The organism is Streptomyces sp. JN8 (assembly GCF_055808075.1).
This window is the reverse complement of the sequence record NZ_CM147852.1, coordinates 2501513-2522330: the sequence shown is the minus strand read 5'-3', so window position 1 is coordinate 2522330 and position 20818 is coordinate 2501513. Positions and strand designations below refer to the sequence as shown.

Genomic DNA, 20818 nt, shown 5'->3' with positions numbered 1-20818 from the left:
CGGCATCCTGTCGTGGTGCCCGGGGGCGTCGTACAGGCCCGTCGTCACACCCCGGGTCGTCGTACCCGGCCGCTCACTCCTCCGGCGGCGCCGGCTCCACCGAGGCGCCCGTCAGGTCCTCCACCGGCTCCACCCCGGCCCCGTCCACCAGACCTCGCGGGTAGACCGGCGGGGCGGGCGGCGGTGTCGCCGCGCCGTCCGTCTCCTCCGCCCCGGCCCCCGGCGTCGCCCGCTCCAGGAACCGCAGCAGCTCCACCGGAATCGGCAGCACCAGCGTCGAGTTCTTCTCGGCCGACACGGCCATCACCGTCTGCAGCAGCCGGAGCTGGAGCGCCGCGGGCTGCGCCGACATCACCCCGGCCGCCTCCGCCAGCTTCTTCGAGGCCTGCAGCTCCGCGTCCGCGTTGATCACCCGCGCCCGGCGTTCCCGGTCCGCCTCCGCCTGCCGCGCCATCGAGCGCTTCATCGTCTCCGGCAGCGAGACGTCCTTGATCTCGACCCGGTCGATCTGCACGCCCCAGCCGATCGCGGGGGAGTCCAGCATCAGTTCCAGGCCCTGGTTGAGCTTCTCCCGGTTCGACAGCAGGTCGTCGAGATCGCTCTTGCCGATGATCGACCGCAGCGAGGTCTGCGCCATCTGCGAGACCGCGAACTTGTAGTCCTCGACCCGGATCAGCGCCTCCGCCGCGTCCACGACCTTGAAGTAGACGACCGCGTCGACCCGCACCGTCACGTTGTCCCGGGTGATGCCCTCCTGCGCGGGCACGGGCATCGTGACGATCTGCATGTTCACCTTGTGGAGGCGGTCCACGACGGGAACGATCATCGTGAAGCCGGGCGTCCGCACGTCCTCGCGCAGCCGGCCGAAGCGGAAGACGACCCCGCGCTCGTACTGCTTCACGATCCGCGCCGCCGCGCCCGTGTAGACGGCCATCGCCGCGGCCGCGCCGGCCGCCGCCATCAGCAGCTCTTCGATCATCACGGCCCCCTGAGTCGAGCCGAACGGTACAAAAAGGGTATTCCCCTACAGCCAGCCGGCGAACTCCAGGAGCAGCTCGGCGTCCTGCCGCCGTCCCGCGGCGAGCGCCCGCGTGCCCGACTCGACCGCGCGGAACAGGGTCCAGCCGCGCAGCCGCTCCCGGTCCAGGTCCAGGGAGTCCGCGAGCCGGTTGACCCGCCGCCGGGCCGCGGAGGCCCCCGAGGAGGCGGCCACCAGGTCCTCGACCCGGTCCCGTACGAGCCGGGCGAGGTCGTACGCCCGCTCGCCGACCAGCGGCTCGGGGCCGACGGCCAGCCAGGGCGCGCGGTCCCCGCCGAGCACCTTGCCCTGACGGAAGTTCCCGTGCAGCAGCAGCGTCTCCGAGGAGCCGGCCAGCAGCTCCTCGCGCGCCGCCAGGGCCGCGGCCGTCAGCTCGGCGGTCGTCTCCCCGGCCAGGTGCGGGGCCATCGCAGCGGCCTGGCGGGCGGTCCGCTCGGCCACCGTCTCGAAGCCGTGGCCGGCGGCCGGCTCGACCCACAGCTTCCGCACGGTCCCGGCCGCCTCCAGGAGCGCCTTGGCCTCGGGGAGCGAGCGCAGCGCGACCTCGGGGTGCAGCCGTTCGAGGAGGAGCGCGCCCTCCGCGGCCTCGTCGAGGAGCTGGACCGCGCCCCAGCCGTTCCAGTGCGCGAGGGCGTCCCGCTCCAGGTCGGGCCGGGCGAACGCGGGCGCGAGCTTGAGGGCGGCGGGGGAGCCGTCGGACCGCCTGACGAGGACGACCAGGCTGCTGCGTCCGCCGGGCGCCATCACCCGCTCGCCGGCCAGCGAGGCGCCGTCGAGCACTCGGTCGGCGAGCCCGGGCAGCTCCCCGAGCCACTCGGCCGCCGCGGCGTCCCCGTACGTCTCACCGAGCGTCCTGATCAGTCGCTGCGGCGGTTCGAAAGCCATGCGTACGTTGTTCCTTCGGTCGGGGCGGGGCTCACACCCGCTCGGCGAGCCCAGGAAAGGTTACGTCGCTGCCGCGCCAGCGCACCGCCCGTACCGCCGCCTCCCGCAGCGCGGCGGCCGCCTCGCGCCGCCGGGGGCCCTCGGCGGCGCGGACCAGATCGGAGTAGACCCCGGCCACCCGGTCCTCCAGGACGGCCGCGAGCCGGGCCGCGCCGGCCGGGTCGGCGACCCGGAACGGGAGCTCGTACGCGGCCTCGGCCGCGACCGGCGCACCGCCCAGGTCGCGGACGCTCCGGCGGAGCGCGTCCCGGCGGGCCCGGTGCGCCTCGTAGGCGGCGGTGGCCTCGGCCCGGCGGTCCGGACCGATCCGGCCGCCGACGACCCCGTACCCGTAGACCGCCGCGTGTTCGGCGGCCAGCGCGGCCTGGGTCGCGTCGAGGGCGCTCATGCCCGTGCTCCTTCGGTCAGCAGATAGGCGTGGGCGGCGCCGGCGGCGGCCACCGAGGCCAGCAGCCGGGCGTACTCGGGCGGGGCGGTGAGCAGGGCGGCGGTGTGGGCGTCGGCGGCCGTGCGCTCGGCCGCCGCGAGCTCCTTCAGCGCGGCCCGGGGGTCGGCGGCGACGGCGGGGGACGGGCGGGCCGAGGCGGATGCGGAGGCGCGGGCGCCGGCGGTCGCGCCGGTGGTCGGCGGGGCCGTCGCGGGCTTCACGGTGGTACCGCCCTCGCCGAGCGCCGCGGCGTGCGCGGCTACGGAGCGTCGCAGTGGGGACAGTCGGGGGGCGAGGGCCGGATGGGCGGCGAGAGCGGCGTCGTAACGTTCCAGCAGGGTCCTGGAGGCGGTCACGGAGCGCAGTCGGAGCGCCGCCTCGGCGCGTGCCACCCGTTCGGCCTCCCGTGCGGCCGGGTCGGGCTTCCGGGGACCCTGGTCCCCGGCGGAGGTGCAGCCCGCGAGCGCGGCCGCGGCGGCCGAGGCCCCCGCCGTCAGGAGTGCGCGCCTGCCCGTCGTCGTCACGCTCTCTCCCTCAGCCGTGGTACGTCGTCGAAGATCGTCGGGATCACCGCAGGCGAGCGTACCCGCGGGCCCCGGGCCGGTGGACGGCAACACCCTCCCGGACCGGATACCCTTTGGTCTGACACGCGACGAACCCACAACAGCACACGCGGCCGAGGAGTCACCCGGATGAGCACCACCCAGAGCGACAGGCTGCGCGGACTCGTGGAGCCGCTCGTCGCCGCGAAGGACCTGGATCTGGAAGAGATCGAGGTGTCCCGGGCCGGCCGCCGCGGGCTGCTGCGGATCGTCGTCGACTCGGACGAGGGCGTCGAGCTGGACGTCTGTGCCGAGCTGAGCCGCGCGATCTCCGAGAAGCTCGACGAGAGCGACGCGATGGGCGAGGGCGAGTACGTCCTCGAAGTCAGCTCCCCCGGTGCCGACCGGCCCCTGACCGAGCACCGCCACTACGTGCGCGCCACCGGCCGCCTGGTGAAGTTCCAGCTCGCCGAGGACGGCGAGCTCGTCGCCCGGATCCTCGCCGTGGACGAGGACGGCCTCGACCTCGAAGTGCCGGGCGTGAAGGGGCGCAAGCCCACCGCCCGCCGGGTCGTCTTCGCCGACATCGCCAAGGCGCGTGTCGAGATCGAGTTCAACCGCAAGGACAAGAAGGAAGAGGAGGCGTAGCCGTGGACATCGACGTGAAGCTTCTCAAGGGCTTGGCGCATGAGAAGGAGATCTCCTTCGACCTGCTGGTCGAGGCGATCGAGTCGGCCCTCCTCATCGCCTACCACCGCACCCCCGACGCCCGCCGCCACGCGCGCGTGGAGCTGGACCGGGCCACCGGCCACGTGACGGTGTGGGCCAAGGAAGACCCCTCCGAGCTGGAGGAGGGCCAGGAGCCCAAGGACTTCGACGACACCCCGTCGGACTTCGGCCGGATCGCGGCGAGCACCGCCCGCCAGGTGATCCAGCAGCGCCTGCGGGACGCCGAGAACGACGTGACGTTCGGCGAGTACGCGCGCCGCGAGGGCGACGTCGTCGCCGGCGTCGTGCAGCAGGGCAAGGACCCGAAGAACGTCCTGGTCCGGCTGGACGACAAGCTGGAGGCCATCCTCCCGGTGCAGGAGCAGGTGCCGGGCGAGGAGTACACGCACGGCCTGCGCCTGCGGACGTACGTCGTGCGGGTGGCGAAGGGTGTCCGCGGCCCCTCGGTCACGCTGTCGCGCACCCACCCCAATCTGGTGAAGAAGCTGTTCGCCCTGGAGGTGCCGGAGATCGCCGACGGTTCCGTCGAGATCGCCGCCATCGCCCGCGAGGCCGGCCACCGCACCAAGATCGCCGTCCGTTCCACCCGTTCGGGCCTGAACCCCAAGGGCGCCTGCATCGGCCCGATGGGCAGCCGCGTCCGCAACGTGATGGCGGAGCTGCTCGGCGAGAAGATCGACATCGTCGACTGGTCGGACGACCCGGCCGAGATGGTGGCGAACGCGCTCTCCCCGGCGCAGGTGTCCAAGGTCGAGGTCGTGGACCTTGCGGCCCGCTCCGCCCGGGTGACGGTCCCCGACTACCAGCTGTCGCTGGCCATCGGCAAGGAGGGGCAGAACGCCCGCCTGGCCGCGCGCCTCACCGGGTGGCGGATCGACATCCGCCCGGACACCGAGCCGAGCGGTTCCGAGGCCTGAGACCGTTTTTGGCCAACAAGTGTTCGATTCTTGCCCCAAACAGGTGAGGTCGGTACGGGGAGGTAGACTTAATCGTGTCTGGCCGGACGCATGCCCGCGCGTGCCCTGAGCGAACCTGTGTGGGATGCCGGGAGCGAGCGGCCAAGAGCGATCTGCTGCGGATCGTGGTGAATAAGGACGAGTGCGTCCCCGATCATCGCGGTACGCTGCCCGGCCGGGGTGCGTACGTGCACCCCGCCGTGGCTTGTCTCGACCTGGCGGTCCGCCGCCGAGCGTTCCCGAGGGCCTTCAAGGTCCAGGGCCCGCTCGACACGGCGGACGTACGCCTCACCGTCGAACGGCCGGCACCGCAGTGAAGAAGTACGGCACGGAACACCGTGCGGTCAGGTACCTCGCGAGTTGGAAGTAGGTCGAGATTGCGATGAGCACTCGATGAGTACGCGATGAGTACGCCCATGAAGTAGCGACGGTCCGGCGGTAACCCGGACCTCAAAGGAGCGAAGTGGCTAAGGTCCGGGTATACGAACTCGCCAAGGAGTTCGGTGTGGAGAGCAAGGTCGTCATGGCCAAGCTCCAAGAACTCGGTGAATTCGTCCGTTCGGCGTCCTCGACGATCGAGGCGCCGGTCGTGCGCAAGTTGACTGATGCTTTGCAGGGTCCCGGTGGCAACGCCGGCAAGACCGCTGCCAAGCCCGGCGCGCCTCGCAAGGCCGCCCCCTCGAAGCCCGCGGCGCCGTCTCCGGCCGCCGCGGCCCGTCCCGCTGCCCCCAAGCCCGGCGCCCCGGCCCCCAAGCCGGCCCCCGCCGCGCCTGCGGCCCCGGCCACCCCGGCCGCGCCCGCGAGCAGCACCCCCTCTCCGGCTCCGGCCGCCTCGGGCCCCCGCCCGGGCCCGAAGCCCGCGCCCAAGCCGGTCACCCCGGCTCCGGCCGCCCCCGAGTTCACCGCGCCTCCGTCGGCTCCCGCCGCCGGTCAGCGCCCCGGTGGCGCCGCTCCGGGCCCCCGCCCCACCGGCGAGCGTCCCGCCCGTCCGGGTCAGGGCGCACCGCGTCCGCAGGGCCAGGGTGCCCCGCGTCCGCAGGGCCAGGGCGCTCCCCGTCCGGGCGGTGCCCGTCCGGCCGGCCCGCGTCCGGGCAACAACCCCTTCACCTCGGGTGGCTCCACCGGCATGGCGCGTCCGCAGACGCCCCGTCCCGGCGGCGGTGCCCCCCGTCCCGGCGGCCCCGGCGCGACGCCGGGCGCCCCGCGCCCGCAGGGCGGTCCCGGTGGCGCCCCGCGCCCGCAGGGTCAGGGCGGCGCTCGCCCCACCCCCGGCGGCATGCCCCGTCCGCAGGCTCCGCGTCCGGGCGGCGCGCCCGGCGGTAACCGTCCCAACCCGGGCATGATGCCGCAGCGTCCCGCTGCCGGCCCGCGTCCCGGTCCGGGCGGCGGCGGCCGTGGTCCCGGTGGCCCCGGCGGTCGTCCGGGCGGTCCCGGCGGCGGCGGTCGTCCCGGCTTCGCCGGTCGTCCGGCCGGTCCCGGCGGTGGCGGCGGCGGCTTCGCCGGTCGTCCCGGCGGTCCCGGTGGCGGCGGCGGTCGTCCGGGTGGTCCCGGCGGTGGCGGCGGCTTCGGCGGTCGTCCCGGCGGCTTCGGCGGTCGTCCCGGCGGTCCCGGTGGCCGTGGTGGCACGCAGGGCGCCTTCGGCCGTCCCGGCGGTCCCGCGCGTCGCGGTCGCAAGTCGAAGCGTCAGAGGCGCCAGGAGTACGAGGCCATGCAGGCCCCGTCCGTGGGCGGCGTGATGCTCCCGCGCGGTGCCGGCGAGGTCATCCGCCTGTCGCGCGGTGCCTCCCTCACCGACTTCGCCGAGAAGATCGGCGCCAACCCGGCGTCGCTCGTCGCGGTGATGATGAACCTCGGTGAGATGGTCACGGCCACGCAGTCCGTCTCCGACGACACGCTGCAGATGCTCGGCGACGAGATGAACTACCAGGTTCAGATCGTCTCCCCGGAGGAGGAGGACCGCGAGCTCCTCGAGTCCTTCGACATCGAGTTCGGCGAGGACGAGGGCGGCGAAGAGGCTCTGGTCTCCCGTCCGCCGGTCGTCACCGTCATGGGTCACGTCGACCACGGTAAGACCCGACTGCTCGACGCGATCCGCAAGACGAACGTCGTCGCGGGCGAGGCCGGTGGCATCACGCAGGGCATCGGCGCCTACCAGGTGGGCACCGAGGTCAACGGCGAGGACCGCAAGATCACCTTCATCGACACCCCGGGTCACGAGGCGTTCACCGCCATGCGTGCCCGTGGTGCGAAGTCGACCGACATCGCGATCCTCGTGGTCGCGGCCAACGACGGCGTCATGCCGCAGACGATCGAGGCGCTCAACCACGCCAAGGCCGCCGGCGTCCCGATCGTCGTCGCGGTCAACAAGATCGACGTCGAGGGTGCGGACCCGACCAAGGTCCGCGGTCAGCTGACCGAGTTCGGCCTGGTGGCCGAGGAGTACGGCGGCGACACGATGTTCGTCGACATCTCCGCCAAGCAGGGTCTGCACATCGACTCCCTGCTGGAGGCCGTCGTCCTCACCGCCGACGCCTCGCTCGACCTGCGGGCCAACCCGAACCAGGACGCGCAGGGCATCGCGATCGAGTCCCACCTCGACCGCGGCCGCGGTGCCGTCTCGACCGTCCTGGTCCAGCGCGGAACGCTGCGCATCGGCGACACCGTGGTGGTCGGCGACGCGTACGGCCGCGTCCGGGCGATGCTCGACGACAAGGGCAACAACGTCGAGGAGGCGGCCCCGTCGACTCCCGTCCTGGTCCTGGGTCTCACCAACGTCCCGGGTGCCGGCGACAACCTCCTGGTCGTCGACGAGGACCGTACGGCCCGTCAGATCGCCGAGAAGCGCGCTGCGCGTGAGCGCAACGCCGCCTTCGCCAAGCGCGTCCGCCGGGTGTCCCTCGAGGACCTCGACAAGGTGCTCAAGGCCGGTCTCGTCCAGGAACTCAACCTCATCATCAAGGGCGACGCGTCCGGTGCGGTGGAAGCCCTCGAGGCCTCGCTGCTCCAGCTCGACGTCGGCGAGGAGGTCGACATCCGCGTCCTGCACCGCGGTGTGGGTGCGGTCACGGAGTCGGACATCGACCTGGCCATGGGCTCCGACGCCATCGTCATCGGCTACAACGTCCGTGCGGCCGGCCGTGCCGCGCAGATGGCGGAGCGCGAGGGCGTCGACGTCCGGTACTACTCGGTCATCTACCAGGCGATCGAGGAGATCGAGGCGGCGCTCAAGGGCCTCCTCAAGCCCGAGTACGAAGAGGTCGAGCTCGGTACGGCGGAGATCCGCGAGGTCTTCCGCTCGTCCAAGCTGGGCAACATCGCCGGTGTCCTCATCCGCTCCGGCGAGGTCAAGCGCAACACCAAGGCGCGCCTCGTCCGCGACGGCAAGGTCATCGCCGAGGACCTCACGATCCACGGTCTGCGCCGCTTCAAGGACGACGTCACCGAGATCCGCGAAGGCTTCGAGGGCGGTATCAACCTCGGAAACTTCAACGACATCAAGATCGACGACGTCATCGCGACGTACGAGATGCGCGAGAAGCCGCGCGCCTGATCGCGTCCGATCGCAGCAGTGAGCCGGGGCCGGTCGGCGGAAACTATTCCGTCGATCGGCCCCGGCCGTTGCGTGTACGGTTTCGGATGTCCCCGCCGAGCGGTCGGCGGGCACACCGAACCCGAACCGGCGGGACATCCGGACACACATGTACGTGGGGACACTGTCCTTCGATCTGCTCCTCGGCGACGTTCGTTCGTTGAAGGAGAAACGCTCCGTCGTCAAACCGATCGTCGCCGAGCTCCAGCGGAAGTTCGCGGTGAGCGTGGCGGAGGTCGGCGGCCAGGACCTCCATCGACGGGCTGAGATCGGCGTCGCGATGGTGTCGGGGGACACGGGGCACCTCAGCGACGTACTGGACCGGTGCGAGCGGCTCGTCGCCGCCCGCCCCGAGGTGGAGCTGCTGTCGGTGCGCCGCAGGCTCCACACTGATGAAGACTGAAGTCGAGCAAGGCAAAGAAGGAGAAGGACCAGTGGCCGACAACGCGCGGGCGAAGAAGCTGGCAGACCTCATCCGGGAGGTGGTCGCCGAGAAGCTGCAGCGCGGCATCAAGGACCCCCGCCTGGGCACGCACGTGACCATCACGGACACCCGCGTCACCGGCGACCTGCGGGAGGCCACGGTCTTCTACACGGTCTACGGCGACGAGGAGGAGCGGGCGAGCGCCGCCGCCGGCCTGGAGAGCGCCAAGGGCATCCTCCGGTCGGCCGTGGGCCGCGCGGCCGGGACCAAGTTCACCCCGACCCTGGCCTTCGTGGCCGACGCCCTCCCGGAGAACGCCCGGACCATCGAGGACCTCCTCGACCGGGCGCGCGCCTCGGACGAGCAGGTGCGCGAGGCGTCCTCGGGCGCCACCTTCGCCGGAGACGCCGACCCCTACAAGAAGCCGGGCGAGGACGAAGCCGCCGAATGAGCAACGCAGCGAAGACCCCCCCGGCCCAGGCCGGGCGGGGTCCCCAGGACGGCCTCGTCATCGTCGACAAGCCGTCGGGCTTCACCTCGCACGACGTCGTGGCCAAGATGCGGGGGATCGCCAGGACCCGCCGGGTCGGCCACGCGGGCACCCTCGACCCCATGGCCACCGGTGTCCTCGTCCTCGGTGTGGAGCGGGCGACCAAGCTCCTCGGTCACCTCGCGCTGACCGAGAAGGAGTACCTGGGCACCATCCGCCTGGGCCAGACGACGATCACCGACGACGCCGAGGGCGAGATCACGGCCTCGGTCGACGCCTCCCGGGTGACCCGCGAGGGGATCGACGCGGGCGTCGCCGAGCTGACCGGCGCCATCATGCAGGTGCCGTCGAAGGTCTCCGCGATCAAGATCGACGGCAAGCGCTCGTACGCCCGCGTGCGGGGCGGCGAGGAGTTCGAGATCCCGGCCCGTCCGGTCACGGTCTCCTCCTTCCAGGTGTACGACGTCCGCGAGGCGACCGCCGAGGACGGCACCCCCGTCGTCGACCTGGTCGTCTCCGTCGTCTGCTCCTCCGGCACGTACATCCGGGCCCTCGCCCGGGACCTCGGCGCCGGCCTCGGCGTGGGCGGACACCTGACCGCGCTGCGCCGCACCCGGGTCGGCCCGTACAAGCTGGACTCGGCGCGGACGCTCGACCAGCTCCAGGAGGAGCTCACGGTCATGCCGGTCGCCGACGCCGCCTCGGCGGCCTTCCCCCGGTGGGACGTCGACGCGAAGCGGGCCAAGCTGCTCCTCAACGGCGTCCGTCTGGAGATGCCCGCGTACCCGGCGGGTCCCGTCGCCGTCTTCGGGCCCGAGGGCACGCTGCTGGCCCTGGTGGAGGACCAGAAGGGCAAGGCCAAGAGCCTGGCCGTGTTCGGCTGATCCGAGCGGTTCGGAGCCCTCGGGGGCTCGCGGTGGGGCGGGCACGCGTGCGTGCCCGCCCCACTCGTCTCCCCCCGGAGTTCCCCCGCGTGATCCTGTCCCGCGGAACACCGGAGAACCACCCGATCAGGGAGGCGCTCGGAGTGAAAGGGGGAGCGCCAGGGGGCGCTTTCCCTCCCGATGGTCTCCCGTGTGATCAACGGCGACCTACCGTCGACACCATGGGACGCGGGGACCTGGCGACGCTGGTGCGGATCTGCGATCCGGCGGGACGGCCGCGCGGCACCGGATTCCTCGCCGACCACCACGGAACGGTCGTCACCAGCCACGAGGCCGTCGACGGGCTCAGCCGCGTCCTCCTGCGCACCCCCGACGACCGGACCTGGCTCGCCGAGGCCGAGGCCGTCACCCCGCTGCCGGAGAGCGGCCTCGCGCTCGTCCGGACCGAGGGCCTCGGCGTCCGGCCGCTGCCGCTCGCGACCCGGCCCGAGATCGAGCCCGGCACCTACGTGCGGATCCCCGCCCACGGCTGGCGCGAGGCGCGGGTCCTCGGCCCCGCCGCCGTCACCTACACCGCCGCCGACCGCTTCCACCGCCTCTCCGACGCCCTGGAACTCGCCGTCGGCACCGAGGGGGCCGACGCCCTCCGGCTCGGCGGCCAGGCCGCCGGCGGCCCCGTCCTCGACACCGCCACCGGGACCGTCCTCGCCGTCCTCGGCACCGCCCTGCACGGCGACCGCCGGGCCGCCGGATACGCCGTGCGGCTGCGGACCGAGGACCGGCTCGCCACCCTCCTCCGGCGCAACGCGGCCACCGTCCCCGCCTACGGCCCCGACCTCAACCTCGCCGGCATCCTCGAACTCGCCGCCACCTCCACCGGCCCCGCACGGGAAGCCGACCCCTGGCCCGAACCCGTCGAACGCCCCGACTGTGTCCGCGAGTTCGCCCGCTTCGCCGCGGGCGGGGCACCGGTGCTCGCCCTCGTCGGCGCACCCGGCACCGGACGGACGACCGCCCTCGCCGCCCTCTGCGCCCGCCGCGCGCGGGGCGTCGCCCCGGCCCCCACCGTCCGGCTCCGCGGAGCCGACCTGCGCGCCGAGGACCGCTCGCTCGCCGACGCCGTCGGCCGGGCCCTGGGCCAGGCAGGCCGGATCGTCGCCGCCTCCGGAGCGCCCGGCGACACCGGCACCGCCACCCCCGAACGGGCCGCCGCCCTCGCCCACGAGGCGGGCCGCCCCCTCCTCGTCGTCCTCGACGGCCCCGAGGAGATGCCGCCCCGGCTCGCCCACCGCCTCGCCGACTGGACCGCCGCCACCGAGACCTGGCTCCGCGCCCACCACGTCCGCCTCGTCACCGCCTGCCGCCCCGAGCACTGGGAGCGCGCGGGCGCCCTCTACCGCCCCGGCGCCCTCCACCGGCCCGCCCCGGGCCGCCGCGACCCGGCCTCCCGAGGGCTGCCGGCCGCCCTCGTCCTCGGGCCGTACTCGGCGGCCGAGGCCCGGGCCGTACGCGAGGGGTACGGGCTGGGGGAGGAGGACCTCGCGGAGGCCGACGCCCGCCACCCGCTGGCCCTGCGGCTGCTCGCCGAGGTGCGGGCCGCGCTGCCGGCCGACGTCCCCGGCCGCCCGGACCGCGAGGAGATCTTCACCGCCCACCTCGACCTGATGTGCCTGCGGATCGCCGTCCGGATCGCCGCCGGATCCCGGCCGCTGCCCTCCGGGACCGCCGTGCGCCGCCTCGCCGCACGCGTCACCGGCCAGGTCCACGAGGCGGCCCGCAGGTGCCTGGGCCCGGGCCACGGCGTCCTCGACCGCGCCTCCTTCGAGGAGCTCTTCCCCTGGCGGGAGGGCTGGGCCTCGGCGGTCCTCACCGAAGGACTGCTGGTCCCGGCCGGAGCGGGCTACCGCTTCGCCCACGAGGAGCTCGCGGACTGGGTGCAGGCCGCGCACCTGGACCTGGACGCCGCCCTGGCGGCCCTCCTCCCGTCGGGACCCGCCGCCCCGCCGGAGCCCGGCACCCCCTCGGCGCTCCCCTCCGCCGGTCCGCACGGCCCGGCGCCCGCCGTGCCGTGCCCGCGCACCCCGGACGAGCCGCCGCCACCGGTGCCCCGGCACCGCATCGGACCCGTCCTCCAGGCCCTCCTGCTGCTCCACCGGGAGCGGGGCCCGGCCGCCCTCGCGCCCCGGCTCGCGGTGCTCGCCGAGGCCCTCGGACGCTACGCCGCGATCCCGGGCGCGGCCCCGGGCGACGGGCCCTGGTGGGCCGCCCGGCTGCTCGGCGAGACCCTGCGGCGGCTGCCCGACCCCCGGCCCTGCCTGCCCGTCCTCCGGCTGCTCGCCGACCGGATCGGCGCGGGCACCCGACCGGACGCGCCGCACGCGGGGCGGCACGCCGTCTTCGCCGCGTTCGGGCCGGAGTTCTGGCTGGCGCTCCCGCTCGGAGAGGACGAACGGATCGACCTGCTGCGCCGCCTCGTCCCCGCGGACCCGGCCCCCGTCACGGACCCCGGCGGACCGGTCGGCGAGGACATCGGCGAGACCATCGGCGAGGAGCGGTCCCTCGGCGTCGTCGCCGCGCTGCTCGCCGCCGACCCGCGCGGCGTGCAGCCCCTGCTCTGCCGCTGGTTCGGCGACGACCGCGCCCTCTCCGCGGACCCCGGCACGACCGTCGCCACCGCCGCCCGGGATCTGCTGCACACCCACCGGGGACGTGCCGTCGACGACCTGTGCGAGGCGCTCGTGGCCACCGCCCACCCGCTCGCCGACGGCCTCCTCGCCACCCTCGCCGAGGACGAGCCCTCCGCCGTCTGCCGGGCCGTGGACCGCTGGGCCCACGACGACGGGCGCCCGGAGCGGCGGGTCGCCGCCGCCGCGTACGGCCACCTGGCCGCCGACCACGCCCATCGCCCCGCCGACCGCGAACTCCTCCGCTTCGCCGCCCTCGCCCTGCTCTCCCGGCCCGGCGACCGGCCCCTCCACGGCGCGGCCCTCGGCCTCCTGATCCGCGACCCGCACACCCGGGACCGGCACCTGCTCCGCGCCCTCGCCGAACCCCGGGTGCCGCCCGCGGCCCTCGTGGCGGCCCTCCCCGCCGACCCCGGGCCGGTCCTCGCCGCCCTCGGGGCCCGCCTGGACGGCACCGGCGAGGCCCCGGCCGCCGCCCTGCGGGCCCTCGCCGACGTCGACACGCCCGCGCTCGCCCGCCGGACGGCCTCCCTCGTCCGCGGCTACGTCGTCCGCCACCCCGAGGGCGCCGTCCACGCGGCCGCCTTCGTCGACCGCCGCCTGGAGTACGGCCCCGCCGCCAGGGCCGTCCTCTTCCCGCTGGTCACGGGCCTGATCCGGGGCGGCCCCGCACCGGTCCGCCGCGCCCTCGCCCCCGTCCTCGCCGCGCCCGGCACCGGAGCCTCCCGGTACCTGCGGACCGAACTCCTCGACGTCCTCCTGGAGCACGAGCGGTCGACGGGCGGGACGGGGGAGTCCACCGTCCTGGACGCCCTCCTGGCGGCCGCGGCCGAGGACGCCGAGCGGCGCAGCGAGCCCCGCACCCGAGCGCTCACCCACCGGGTCGGCATCCTCTGGTCCCGTACGCCCGACGGCGCGCTCCTGCTCGACCGGGCCCTGGCGGGACGGGTCCGCGGCCGGCCCGCGTTCGCCGGGCTGCTCGCCGGCTGGGCGTCCGCCGACCCCGGTGCGTGGGTGCCGCTGCTCGGGGCGGAGACCCTCCGGGCGCTGCGGACCCACGGCACTTCCATGCCGATGCGAACCGACGGCCCCGGGCATGGCAGTCTTAGACCTGCGTAATCGGCGAACAGGCGGACGAGGAGCGGTCACAGTGCAGCGCTGGCGTGGCTTGGAGGACATCCCCCAGGACTGGGGGCGCAGCGTCGTCACCATCGGCTCCTACGACGGGGTGCACCGCGGGCACCAGCTGATCATCGGGCGGGCCGTCGAGCGCGCCCGGGAACTCGGCGTCCCCTCCGTGGTGGTCACCTTCGACCCGCACCCCTCCGAGGTCGTGCGGCCCGGCAGCCACCCGCCCCTGCTCGCCCCGCACCACCGGCGCGCCGAGCTGATCGCCGGCCTCGGCGTGGACGCGGTGCTCGTCCTGCCGTTCACCGCCGAGTTCTCCCAGCTGTCCCCGGCCGACTTCATCGTCAAGGTGCTCGTCGACAAGCTGCACGCGAAGGCCGTCATCGAGGGCCCGAACTTCCGCTTCGGCCACCGGGCCGCCGGGAACGTCGCCTTCCTGTCCGAGCTCGGCGCCACCTACGACTACGAGGTCGAGGTCATCGACCTGTACGTCAGCGGTACGGCGGGCGGTGGCGACCCCTTCTCCTCGACCCTCACCCGCCGCCTGGTCGCCGAGGGCGACATGGCCGGGGCCGGCGAGATCCTCGGCCGTCCGCACCGCGTCGAGGGCGTCGTGGTCCGCGGCGCGCAGCGCGGCCGCGAGCTCGGCTTCCCGACGGCCAACGTCGAGACCCTCCCGCACACCGCCGTCCCCGCCGACGGCGTCTACGCCGGCTGGCTGACGGCCGCCGGGGAGCGGATGCCGGCCGCCATCTCCGTGGGCACCAACCCGCAGTTCGACGGCACCGAGCGGACGGTGGAGGCGTACGCGATCGACCGCGAGGGCCTCGACCTGTACGGCCTGCACGTGGCCGTGGACTTCCTCGCGTACGTCCGCGGGATGCTGAAGTTCGACACCCTGGACGACCTCCTGGAGGCGATGGCCGGCGACGTGAAGCGCTGCCGGGAGCTGACCGAGGTCTACGACCGGGAGAACCCCGAGGCCGGCTAGGCCGGGTCCGGCGCGGCGCCCCGGAGGCACCGCGCCGGTTCGCCCCCGGGGTCCGCGCCGGCCGTTTCAGAGCGCCGGTTCCCGCGCCGCCCAGTGGCAGGCCGCCTCCTGTTCGCCCCCGCCGCCCAGCACCGGCAGGCCCTCGCCGCGACAGCGGTCCGCGACCGCCGCCGCCGCTCCCGAGGCCAGGACCTGGCAGCGGGCGTGGAAACGGCAGCCGGACGGGATCCGCGACGGGTCCGGCGGCTCGCCGGTGAGCACCACCGGCGCGCCCCCGGACTCCGGGAGCACCGACAGCAGGGCCTGGGTGTACGGGTGTCGGGGCCGGGTCAGGACGGACTCCACCGTGCCGGTCTCCACGACCCGCCCGAGGTACATCACCGCCACCCGGTCCGCGATGTTCCACGCGAGTCCCAGGTCGTGCGTCACCACCAGCGCGGACAGGCCGAGTTCGTCCCGCAGGCGCAGCAGCAGGGCCAGGATCTCGCCCCGTACGGAGGCGTCCAGGGAGGCCACCGGCTCGTCGGCGACGATGAGTTCGGGCTCCAGGACCAGCGCGCCGGCGATGACGACGCGCTGCCGCTGTCCGCCGGACAGCTCGTGCGGGTAGCGCAGGAAGAAGCGCTCCGGAGGGCGCAGCCCGGCCCGTGCGAGGGCCCCCGCGACCGCCGCCCGCTCGTCGCCCGGGTGGCCGTGGATCCGCAGCCCCTCCGCCACCGCGTCGTACACGGTGTGCCGGGGGTTCAGCGAGCCGCTCGGGTCCTGGAGGACCAGCTGGGCCCGCCTCCGGTAGGCCTTGAGCGCCGCGGAGCCGTACCCGAGCGGCTTCCCGTCGAAGGAGACCGTCCCGGAGGTGGGCCGGACCAGGCCGAGGAGCGAGCGGGCCAGGGTCGTCTTGCCGCAGCCGGACTCCCCGACGAGGGCCACGATCTCGCCCGCCCCGATGTCCAGGTCCACCCCGTCGACCGCCCGGGCGGGCGGCGCTCCCCGCCGCCCGGGGAAGGTGACGTGCAGTCCCCGCGCCGACAGCAGCGCCGCCGCCTTCTCCGTGCGCTCGGCCGTCTCCGTACTCATGACGCGCTCCCCACGTGGACGCAGGCGGCGCGGTGGTCCGCGGCCGCCTCCCGTAGCTCCAGGTCGATCTCCCCGCACGCGTCGACCGCCACCGGGCAGCGCGGACGGAAGGAGCAGCCGCCCGGCAGGTCCGCCGGGTCCGGCGGGTCGCCCGGCAGTCCGCGCGGCGCACGCCGGGACGCCGGGTCGCCGATCCGCGGGAAGGCCGAGGACAGGGCCCGGCCGTAGGGGTGCCGGGCGGCCTCGTACACGTCCCGCGCCGGCCCCTCCTCGACGACCCGGCCCGCGTACATCACGGCCAGCCGGTCGCAGGTGTCGGCGAGGACCGCGAGGTCGTGGCTGATCATCAGGAGGCTGATGGACTGCTCGGCGACCAGCCGCTCGATCAGCCGCAGGATCTGGGCCTGGATCATCACGTCCAGCGCGGTCGTCGGCTCGTCCGCGACGATCAGCTGCGGATCGCAGGCCAGCGCCATCGCGATCATCACGCGCTGCCGCTGGCCGCCGGACAGCTCGTGCGGATGGGCGGCGGCCCGCGCGGCGGGCAGCCCGACGTGTTCGAGCAGCTCGCCGACCTTCCGGCGGGCGGCCGCCGGGGTCGCCCGGCCGTGCACCAGCAGCGGTTCGGCGATCTGGTCCCCGATCCGGTGCACGGCGTTCAGCGAGTGCATCGCGCCCTGGAAGACGATGGACGCGCCCGCCCAGCGCACGGCCCGGAGACGGCCCCACTTCATGGCGAGGACGTCCTCGCCGTCGAGCAGGACCTCGCCCTCGATCCGCGCCGAGGCCGGCAGCAGCCGCAGCAGCGCCAGCGCCAGGGTGGACTTGCCGCAGCCGGACTCGCCGGCCACCCCCAGCTTCCGGCCGGCCTCCAGGGTCAGGTCGACCCCGCGGACCGCGGGGACGGCGTCCGCCCCCGTCCCGTACGTCACCCGCAGCCCGCGGACCTCCAGGAGGCTCGGCGTGTTCATCGACCCACCCCCAGCTTCGGGTTGAGCACGGACTCGACGGCCCGGCCGCACAGCGTGAACGCCAGCGCGACCAGGGCGATGGCGAGGCCGGGCGGTGCCAGGTACCACCAGTGCCCGGAGGAGACGGCGCCGGCCTCGCGGGCGTCCTGGAGCATGCCGCCCCAGGAGACGACGGTCGGGTCGCCGAGTCCGAGGAAGGCGAGGGTCGCCTCGGTGAGGATGGCGGTCGAGATGCCCAGCGTGGTCTGCGCGAGCACCAGCGGCATCACGTTCGGCAGCACGTGCCGGCTCATGACGTGCCCGTGCCCGCCGCCGAGGGCGGTGGCCCGCTCGATGTAGGGCCGGGACTCGACGGCGATCGTCTGGGCGCGCACGAGACGGGCCGTGGTCGGCCAGGAGGTCACCCCGATGGCGAGGACGACCGTCCACATGGACCGGGACATGACGGTGGCGAGCACGATCGCGAGGACCAGGGTCGGCATCACCAGGAACCAGTCGGTGACGCGCATGACCACGGTCGAGAACCAGCCGCCGTAGTGCCCGGCGATGATCCCGACCAGGGTGCCGATGGCGACCGAGAGCACCGCCGCGAGCAGCCCGACGAGCAGCGAGATCCGCGCCCCCCAGATCAGCAGCCCGAGCAGGGAGCGGCCGAACTGGTCGGTGCCCAGCGGGAACCGGGCGCTCGGCGACTCCAGGGCGGTGCCCGGGGCCTGGGTCACGGACTGCACGTCGGCGCCGACGGTCAGCGGGGCGGTCAGTGCGAGCAGGGCGATGAGGGCGAGGCCGGCGAGGCCGTACAGCCCGGCGCGGTGGCCGCGGTAGGACTTCCAGAAGCGGGCGGCCGAGCTCCGGCGGCGCTGGCGTCGCAGCGAGGCCGCCGACGGCGGTACCGACTCGGTCGAGGTCATCGGCCCACCCTGGGGTCGAGCAGCGGATACAGCAGGTCGGCGATCAGGTTCATGAGGATCATCGCTCCGGCGAAGACCACGAACAGTCCTTGGACGAGGGGGAGGTCGGGCACGCTCAGCGCCTGGTAGAACAGCCCGCCGAGCCCCGGCCAGGAGAACACCGTCTCCACCAGGATCGAACCGGCCGCCACGTGACCCAGGTTGATGAAGACCATGGTCACGGTCGGCAGGAGCGCGTTCGGCACGGCGTGCCGGCGCCGCACGTCGTCGTCGCGCAGCCCCTTCGCCCGCGCCGTCGTCAGGTAGTCCCCGCCCATCTCGTCGAGGAGCGAGGAGCGCATCACGAGGAGCGTCTGCGCGTAGCCGACGGCCACCAGGGTGACGACGGGAAGCACGAGGTGGTGGGCGACGTCGAGGACGTACGCGAAGCCGGTCTCGCCGGTGCCCGACTCCATGCCCCCGGTCGGGAAGAGGCCCGGGACCGGTCCGATGCCGACCGAGAAGACGATGATGAGCAGCAGCCCGAGCCAGAAGGAGGGCACCGACCAGAGGGTCAGCGCGATGCCGGTGTTCAGCCGGTCGCCGAGCCCGCCGTGGCGCCAGGCCGAGCGGGTGCCCAGCCAGAGCCCGAGCGCCGAGTAGATCACCACGGCGACACCGGTGAGCAGCAGTGTCGCGGGCAGCTTCTCGGCGATGAGGTCGCCGACCGGGGCGCGGAATTGGAAGGAGGTGCCGAGGTCGCCGCTCAGCGCCTTGGTGCAGTAGTCGGCGAACTGCTGCCACAGCGGCAGATCGAGACCGAACTGGCGGCGCAGCGTCGCGAGTTGCTCGGCCGAGGTGGGCACGCCGTGCGTCATCGCCTTCACCGGGTCGCCGGGGATGATCCGGAACAGGAAGAAGCTGGTGACGAGGACGGCGAAGAGGGAGACGAGCGCGCCGCCCAGCTTCCCCGCCGCGTGGCGGAGATAGCCGAGGGAGGCACCGGTGCGGGGTGCGCCGTCCGTGGCGCGGGCCTCTTCGGCCCGCACCACGTCGGCGGGGGTGCTCGCGGTCGTCACGGACTACTCGCGGTCGTCGGCGGTGGTGCGACGGCGGCGGGCGGTCCAGACGCCCACGGCGACGAGGACGAGTGCGACGGGCCCGAGGACCAGCCAGAGGGTCGTCGAGGATCCGGAGCCCTCGCCGTCGGACGCGGAGGCCGCGGGGACGGCCGACCACCAGCTCCAGTAGCCGTCCTGGCCCCAGAGGTTCCCGGCGGCCTCGGGCATGGTCGTGATGGACGCGATCTGGTCCGTGCGGTACGCCTCCAGGGCGTTCGGGTAGGCCATGATGTTCATGTACCCCGTGTCGTACAGCCGGGACTGCATCCGCTTCACCAGATCCGCCCGCTTGGCGGTGTCGTACTCGACCGCCTGCTGCGCGTAGAGGCCGTCGAACTCCTTGTCGCAGATGAAGTTGTCGGTGGCCCCGGAGTCCTTCGGCGTCGCGGGGAGCGTGCCGCAGGTGTGGATCGACAGGACGTAGTCCGGGTCGGGGTTGACCGACCAGCCGTCGAAGGCGAGGTCGTAGTCCCCCTTGACCCACGGGTCCGAGACGCTGTCCAGGCACTCGACCTTCAGGCCGATGCCGAGCTCGCCCCACCACTCCTGGAGGTACTTGCCGACGGCCTTGTCGTTCGGGTCGGTGGCGTGGCAGAGGATCCGGAAGTCGAGGGGCTTGCCGTCCTTGCCGACCCGCTTGCCGTCGGCGTTCTTCCGGTATCCGGCCGCGACCAGGACCTTGTCCGCCTCGGCGGGGTCGTAGGCGCGCCTCTGGCCGTCGCCCGGCTGCCAGAAGTACGAGCCGAAGCGCGGCGGGATGTAGCCCTGGCCCTCGACGGCGTGCCCCTGGAAGACCTTGTCGACGAGCGTGGCGCGGTCGACCGCGAGGAAGAGGGCCTTGCGGACCGCCGGGTCGAGCAGCGCCTTGTGGCCGTTGCCGAACGTGCCGCCGTCGCGGGCGCGTGCTCCGGGGTTGGTGGCGATGGCGTAGAAGCGGCGGCCGGGGGCGTCGTTGACCTTGACGTCCTGCTGGGTCTTCAGGGCCGCGGCCTGGGCGGGGGTCAGGTTCGGGACGAAGGACACCTCGCCCTTCTGGAGGGCGGCGACGGCGGCGTCCCCGTCCTTGTAGTACTTGAAGACCAGCTCGTCGAACTTGGGGGCGCCCCGCCAGAAGTCCTTGTTCGGCTTGAGCTTGATGTACTGGTCGACCTTGTAGTCCGTGATGACGAACGGCCCGTTGCCCACGATGGGGAACTGCTTGTCGTTGTTGAACTTGGAGAAGTCGCCGACCTTCTCCCAGACGTGCTTGGGCACGATCGGCACGTCGAGCGCGGTCATCGTGGCCTGCGGCTTCTTGAGCCGGATGACGAGGGTCTTCGGGTCGGGCGCGGTGACCTGCGCGAAGTTGGCCGTGAAGCTCCCGTTGGCGGTGGCCGCGTTCGGGTCGGTCATCATCTTGTTGAAGGTCCAGGCGGCGTCCTCGGCGGTGGCCGGCTTCCCGTCGGACCACTTCGAGTTCTCGCGGATCGTGTACGTCCACGTCAGCTTGTCCGCCGAGGGGGTCCACGCGGTCGCCAGGCCCGGGACCGTACGGGCGTCCTTGGCGTCGTAGTTGGTGAGGTACTCGTAGGCCAGCCGGTGGATGCTGGTCGAGGTGAGCTTCTGGGCGAGGAACGGGCTCAGCGAGTCGATGCTCTGCGAGACCGCCACGGTGAGCGTGTTCCCCGCGGCCTTGTCGTCCTCGGCGGATGCGGTACCGGGAACGGCCACGAGGGAGACGGCGGTGACACCTGAGGCGAGCAGCACGCGGAGTGCTCTGTGCGTGGGGGAGTGACGGGGCGGAACCTTCGTGACCATGACCATGGGACGTGACCTCGCGTCGGGGGATCTGTCGTGGATCTTGGGCTGACGGTGAGTGAAGCGAAGGTTTATCAGCGGTGGTCTGCCGTCGTCAACGATCCCTCAAACCCCTTGTGGGCTGCGGGAATGCCAAG

The 20818-nt window shown here is 73.9% G+C and carries 18 protein-coding genes; 9 read left to right on the top strand and 9 right to left on the bottom strand.

Translation table 11 applies throughout. The features are described 5' to 3' along the window. Nucleotides 1–73: 73 nt before the first annotated feature. Genes ACY0MR_RS10700 through ACY0MR_RS10685 form a run of 4 tightly spaced genes read right to left on the bottom strand, consistent with a single transcriptional unit; the run spans nt 74 to nt 2935 of the window. Nucleotides 74–979, bottom strand: coding sequence for a slipin family protein (locus tag ACY0MR_RS10700; RefSeq protein WP_388793936.1), 906 nt, complete (start codon nt 977–979; stop codon nt 74–76). Nucleotides 980–1024: 45 nt separating this feature from the next. Then, on the bottom strand, nt 1025–1924 hold the full coding sequence (locus ACY0MR_RS10695; RefSeq protein WP_403317462.1) for an aminoglycoside phosphotransferase family protein: 900 nt from the start codon (nt 1922–1924) through the stop codon (nt 1025–1027). A gap of 31 nt (nt 1925–1955) precedes the next feature. Then, nucleotides 1956–2372: a ferritin-like domain-containing protein gene (locus tag ACY0MR_RS10690; protein ID WP_388793942.1), complete on the bottom strand. Its 417-nt coding sequence runs from the start codon at nt 2370–2372 to the stop codon at nt 1956–1958. Next, nucleotides 2369–2935 carry a hypothetical protein gene (locus tag ACY0MR_RS10685; RefSeq protein ID WP_473560483.1) on the bottom strand — a complete coding sequence of 189 codons (567 nt, stop codon included), beginning with the start codon at nt 2933–2935 and terminating at the stop codon, nt 2369–2371. Before ACY0MR_RS10685 ends, ACY0MR_RS10690 begins: the two co-directional genes overlap by 4 nt. 168 nt (nt 2936–3103) lie before the next feature. On the opposite strand from ACY0MR_RS10685, the gene rimP reads away from it, so the two are divergent. From rimP to ACY0MR_RS10640, 9 genes are all read left to right on the top strand, one after another. Beyond that, nucleotides 3104–3601 (top strand): ribosome maturation factor RimP, encoded by a 498-nt coding sequence (rimP, locus tag ACY0MR_RS10680; RefSeq protein WP_361862894.1) that lies wholly within the window; start codon nt 3104–3106, stop codon nt 3599–3601. Between the two features lie 2 nt (nt 3602–3603). Beyond that, nucleotides 3604–4599, top strand: coding sequence for a transcription termination factor NusA (gene nusA / locus ACY0MR_RS10675; protein WP_361862891.1), 996 nt, complete (start codon nt 3604–3606; stop codon nt 4597–4599). Between the two features lie 74 nt (nt 4600–4673). Further along, nucleotides 4674–4955, top strand: a complete 282-nt coding sequence (locus ACY0MR_RS10670; RefSeq protein WP_404085796.1) for a YlxR family protein — start codon at nt 4674–4676, stop codon at nt 4953–4955. Nucleotides 4956–5101: 146 nt separating this feature from the next. Next, a complete protein-coding gene (gene infB, locus ACY0MR_RS10665) occupies nt 5102–8188 on the top strand; it encodes a translation initiation factor IF-2 (protein WP_388793950.1) in 3087 nt (1028 codons plus the stop codon). Between the two features lie 148 nt (nt 8189–8336). Beyond that, nucleotides 8337–8630: a DUF503 domain-containing protein gene (locus tag ACY0MR_RS10660; protein WP_361862066.1), complete on the top strand. Its 294-nt coding sequence runs from the start codon at nt 8337–8339 to the stop codon at nt 8628–8630. A 31-nt stretch (nt 8631–8661) separates the two neighbouring features. Next, the gene (gene rbfA, locus ACY0MR_RS10655; protein ID WP_361862069.1) at nt 8662–9102 is read left to right on the top strand and encodes a 30S ribosome-binding factor RbfA; all 441 of its coding nucleotides are present in this window, start codon (nt 8662–8664) and stop codon (nt 9100–9102) included. Then, the gene (truB, locus tag ACY0MR_RS10650) at nt 9099–10025 is read left to right on the top strand and encodes a tRNA pseudouridine(55) synthase TruB (RefSeq protein WP_361862071.1); all 927 of its coding nucleotides are present in this window, start codon (nt 9099–9101) and stop codon (nt 10023–10025) included. The genes rbfA and truB overlap by 4 nt, the downstream gene beginning before the upstream one ends. 221 nt (nt 10026–10246) lie before the next feature. Further along, nucleotides 10247–13828: a trypsin-like peptidase domain-containing protein gene (locus ACY0MR_RS10645; RefSeq protein ID WP_473560479.1), complete on the top strand. Its 3582-nt coding sequence runs from the start codon at nt 10247–10249 to the stop codon at nt 13826–13828. 31 nt (nt 13829–13859) lie between these two features. Then, nucleotides 13860–14828, top strand: a complete 969-nt coding sequence (locus ACY0MR_RS10640; protein WP_361859568.1) for a bifunctional riboflavin kinase/FAD synthetase — start codon at nt 13860–13862, stop codon at nt 14826–14828. A gap of 66 nt (nt 14829–14894) precedes the next feature. Here the strand turns inward: ACY0MR_RS10640 and ACY0MR_RS10635 are convergent, their stop codons facing one another. Genes ACY0MR_RS10635 through ACY0MR_RS10615 form a run of 5 tightly spaced genes read right to left on the bottom strand, consistent with a single transcriptional unit; the run spans nt 14895 to nt 20681 of the window. After that, entirely contained in the window at nt 14895–15902 is a 1008-nt protein-coding gene (locus ACY0MR_RS10635; protein WP_404085802.1) for an ABC transporter ATP-binding protein, read from the bottom strand. Beyond that, a complete protein-coding gene (locus ACY0MR_RS10630; protein ID WP_392868216.1) occupies nt 15899–16873 on the bottom strand; it encodes an ABC transporter ATP-binding protein in 975 nt (324 codons plus the stop codon). Before ACY0MR_RS10630 ends, ACY0MR_RS10635 begins: the two co-directional genes overlap by 4 nt. After that, nucleotides 16870–17784, bottom strand: a complete 915-nt coding sequence (locus tag ACY0MR_RS10625; RefSeq protein ID WP_392868213.1) for an ABC transporter permease — start codon at nt 17782–17784, stop codon at nt 16870–16872. Before ACY0MR_RS10625 ends, ACY0MR_RS10630 begins: the two co-directional genes overlap by 4 nt. Next, a complete protein-coding gene (locus tag ACY0MR_RS10620) occupies nt 17781–18842 on the bottom strand; it encodes an ABC transporter permease (protein WP_388793969.1) in 1062 nt (353 codons plus the stop codon). Before ACY0MR_RS10620 ends, ACY0MR_RS10625 begins: the two co-directional genes overlap by 4 nt. Before the next feature lie 3 nt (nt 18843–18845). Then, on the bottom strand, nt 18846–20681 hold the full coding sequence (locus ACY0MR_RS10615; protein WP_388794131.1) for an ABC transporter substrate-binding protein: 1836 nt from the start codon (nt 20679–20681) through the stop codon (nt 18846–18848). Nucleotides 20682–20818: the final 137 nt, after the last annotated feature.

Excerpts from the sequence above, each read along its gene's own strand:
- ACY0MR_RS10625 (WP_392868213.1), bottom strand. The coding sequence starts at position 17,784 with ATGACCTCGACCGAGTCGGTACCGCCGTCGGCGGCCTCGCTGCGACGC.
- rimP (WP_361862894.1), top strand. The coding sequence starts at position 3,104 with ATGAGCACCACCCAGAGCGACAGGCTGCGCGGACTCGTGGAGCCGCTC.
- ACY0MR_RS10660 (WP_361862066.1), top strand. The coding sequence starts at position 8,337 with ATGTACGTGGGGACACTGTCCTTCGATCTGCTCCTCGGCGACGTTCGT.
- ACY0MR_RS10615 (WP_388794131.1), bottom strand. The coding sequence starts at position 20,681 with ATGGTCACGAAGGTTCCGCCCCGTCACTCCCCCACGCACAGAGCACTC.
- ACY0MR_RS10630 (WP_392868216.1), bottom strand. The coding sequence starts at position 16,873 with ATGAACACGCCGAGCCTCCTGGAGGTCCGCGGGCTGCGGGTGACGTAC.
- ACY0MR_RS10690 (WP_388793942.1), bottom strand. The coding sequence starts at position 2,372 with ATGAGCGCCCTCGACGCGACCCAGGCCGCGCTGGCCGCCGAACACGCG.
- ACY0MR_RS10700 (WP_388793936.1), bottom strand. The coding sequence starts at position 979 with ATGATCGAAGAGCTGCTGATGGCGGCGGCCGGCGCGGCCGCGGCGATG.
- ACY0MR_RS10635 (WP_404085802.1), bottom strand. The coding sequence starts at position 15,902 with ATGAGTACGGAGACGGCCGAGCGCACGGAGAAGGCGGCGGCGCTGCTG.
- ACY0MR_RS10645 (WP_473560479.1), top strand. The coding sequence starts at position 10,247 with ATGGGACGCGGGGACCTGGCGACGCTGGTGCGGATCTGCGATCCGGCG.
- truB (WP_361862071.1), top strand. The coding sequence starts at position 9,099 with ATGAGCAACGCAGCGAAGACCCCCCCGGCCCAGGCCGGGCGGGGTCCC.
- ACY0MR_RS10695 (WP_403317462.1), bottom strand. The coding sequence starts at position 1,924 with ATGGCTTTCGAACCGCCGCAGCGACTGATCAGGACGCTCGGTGAGACG.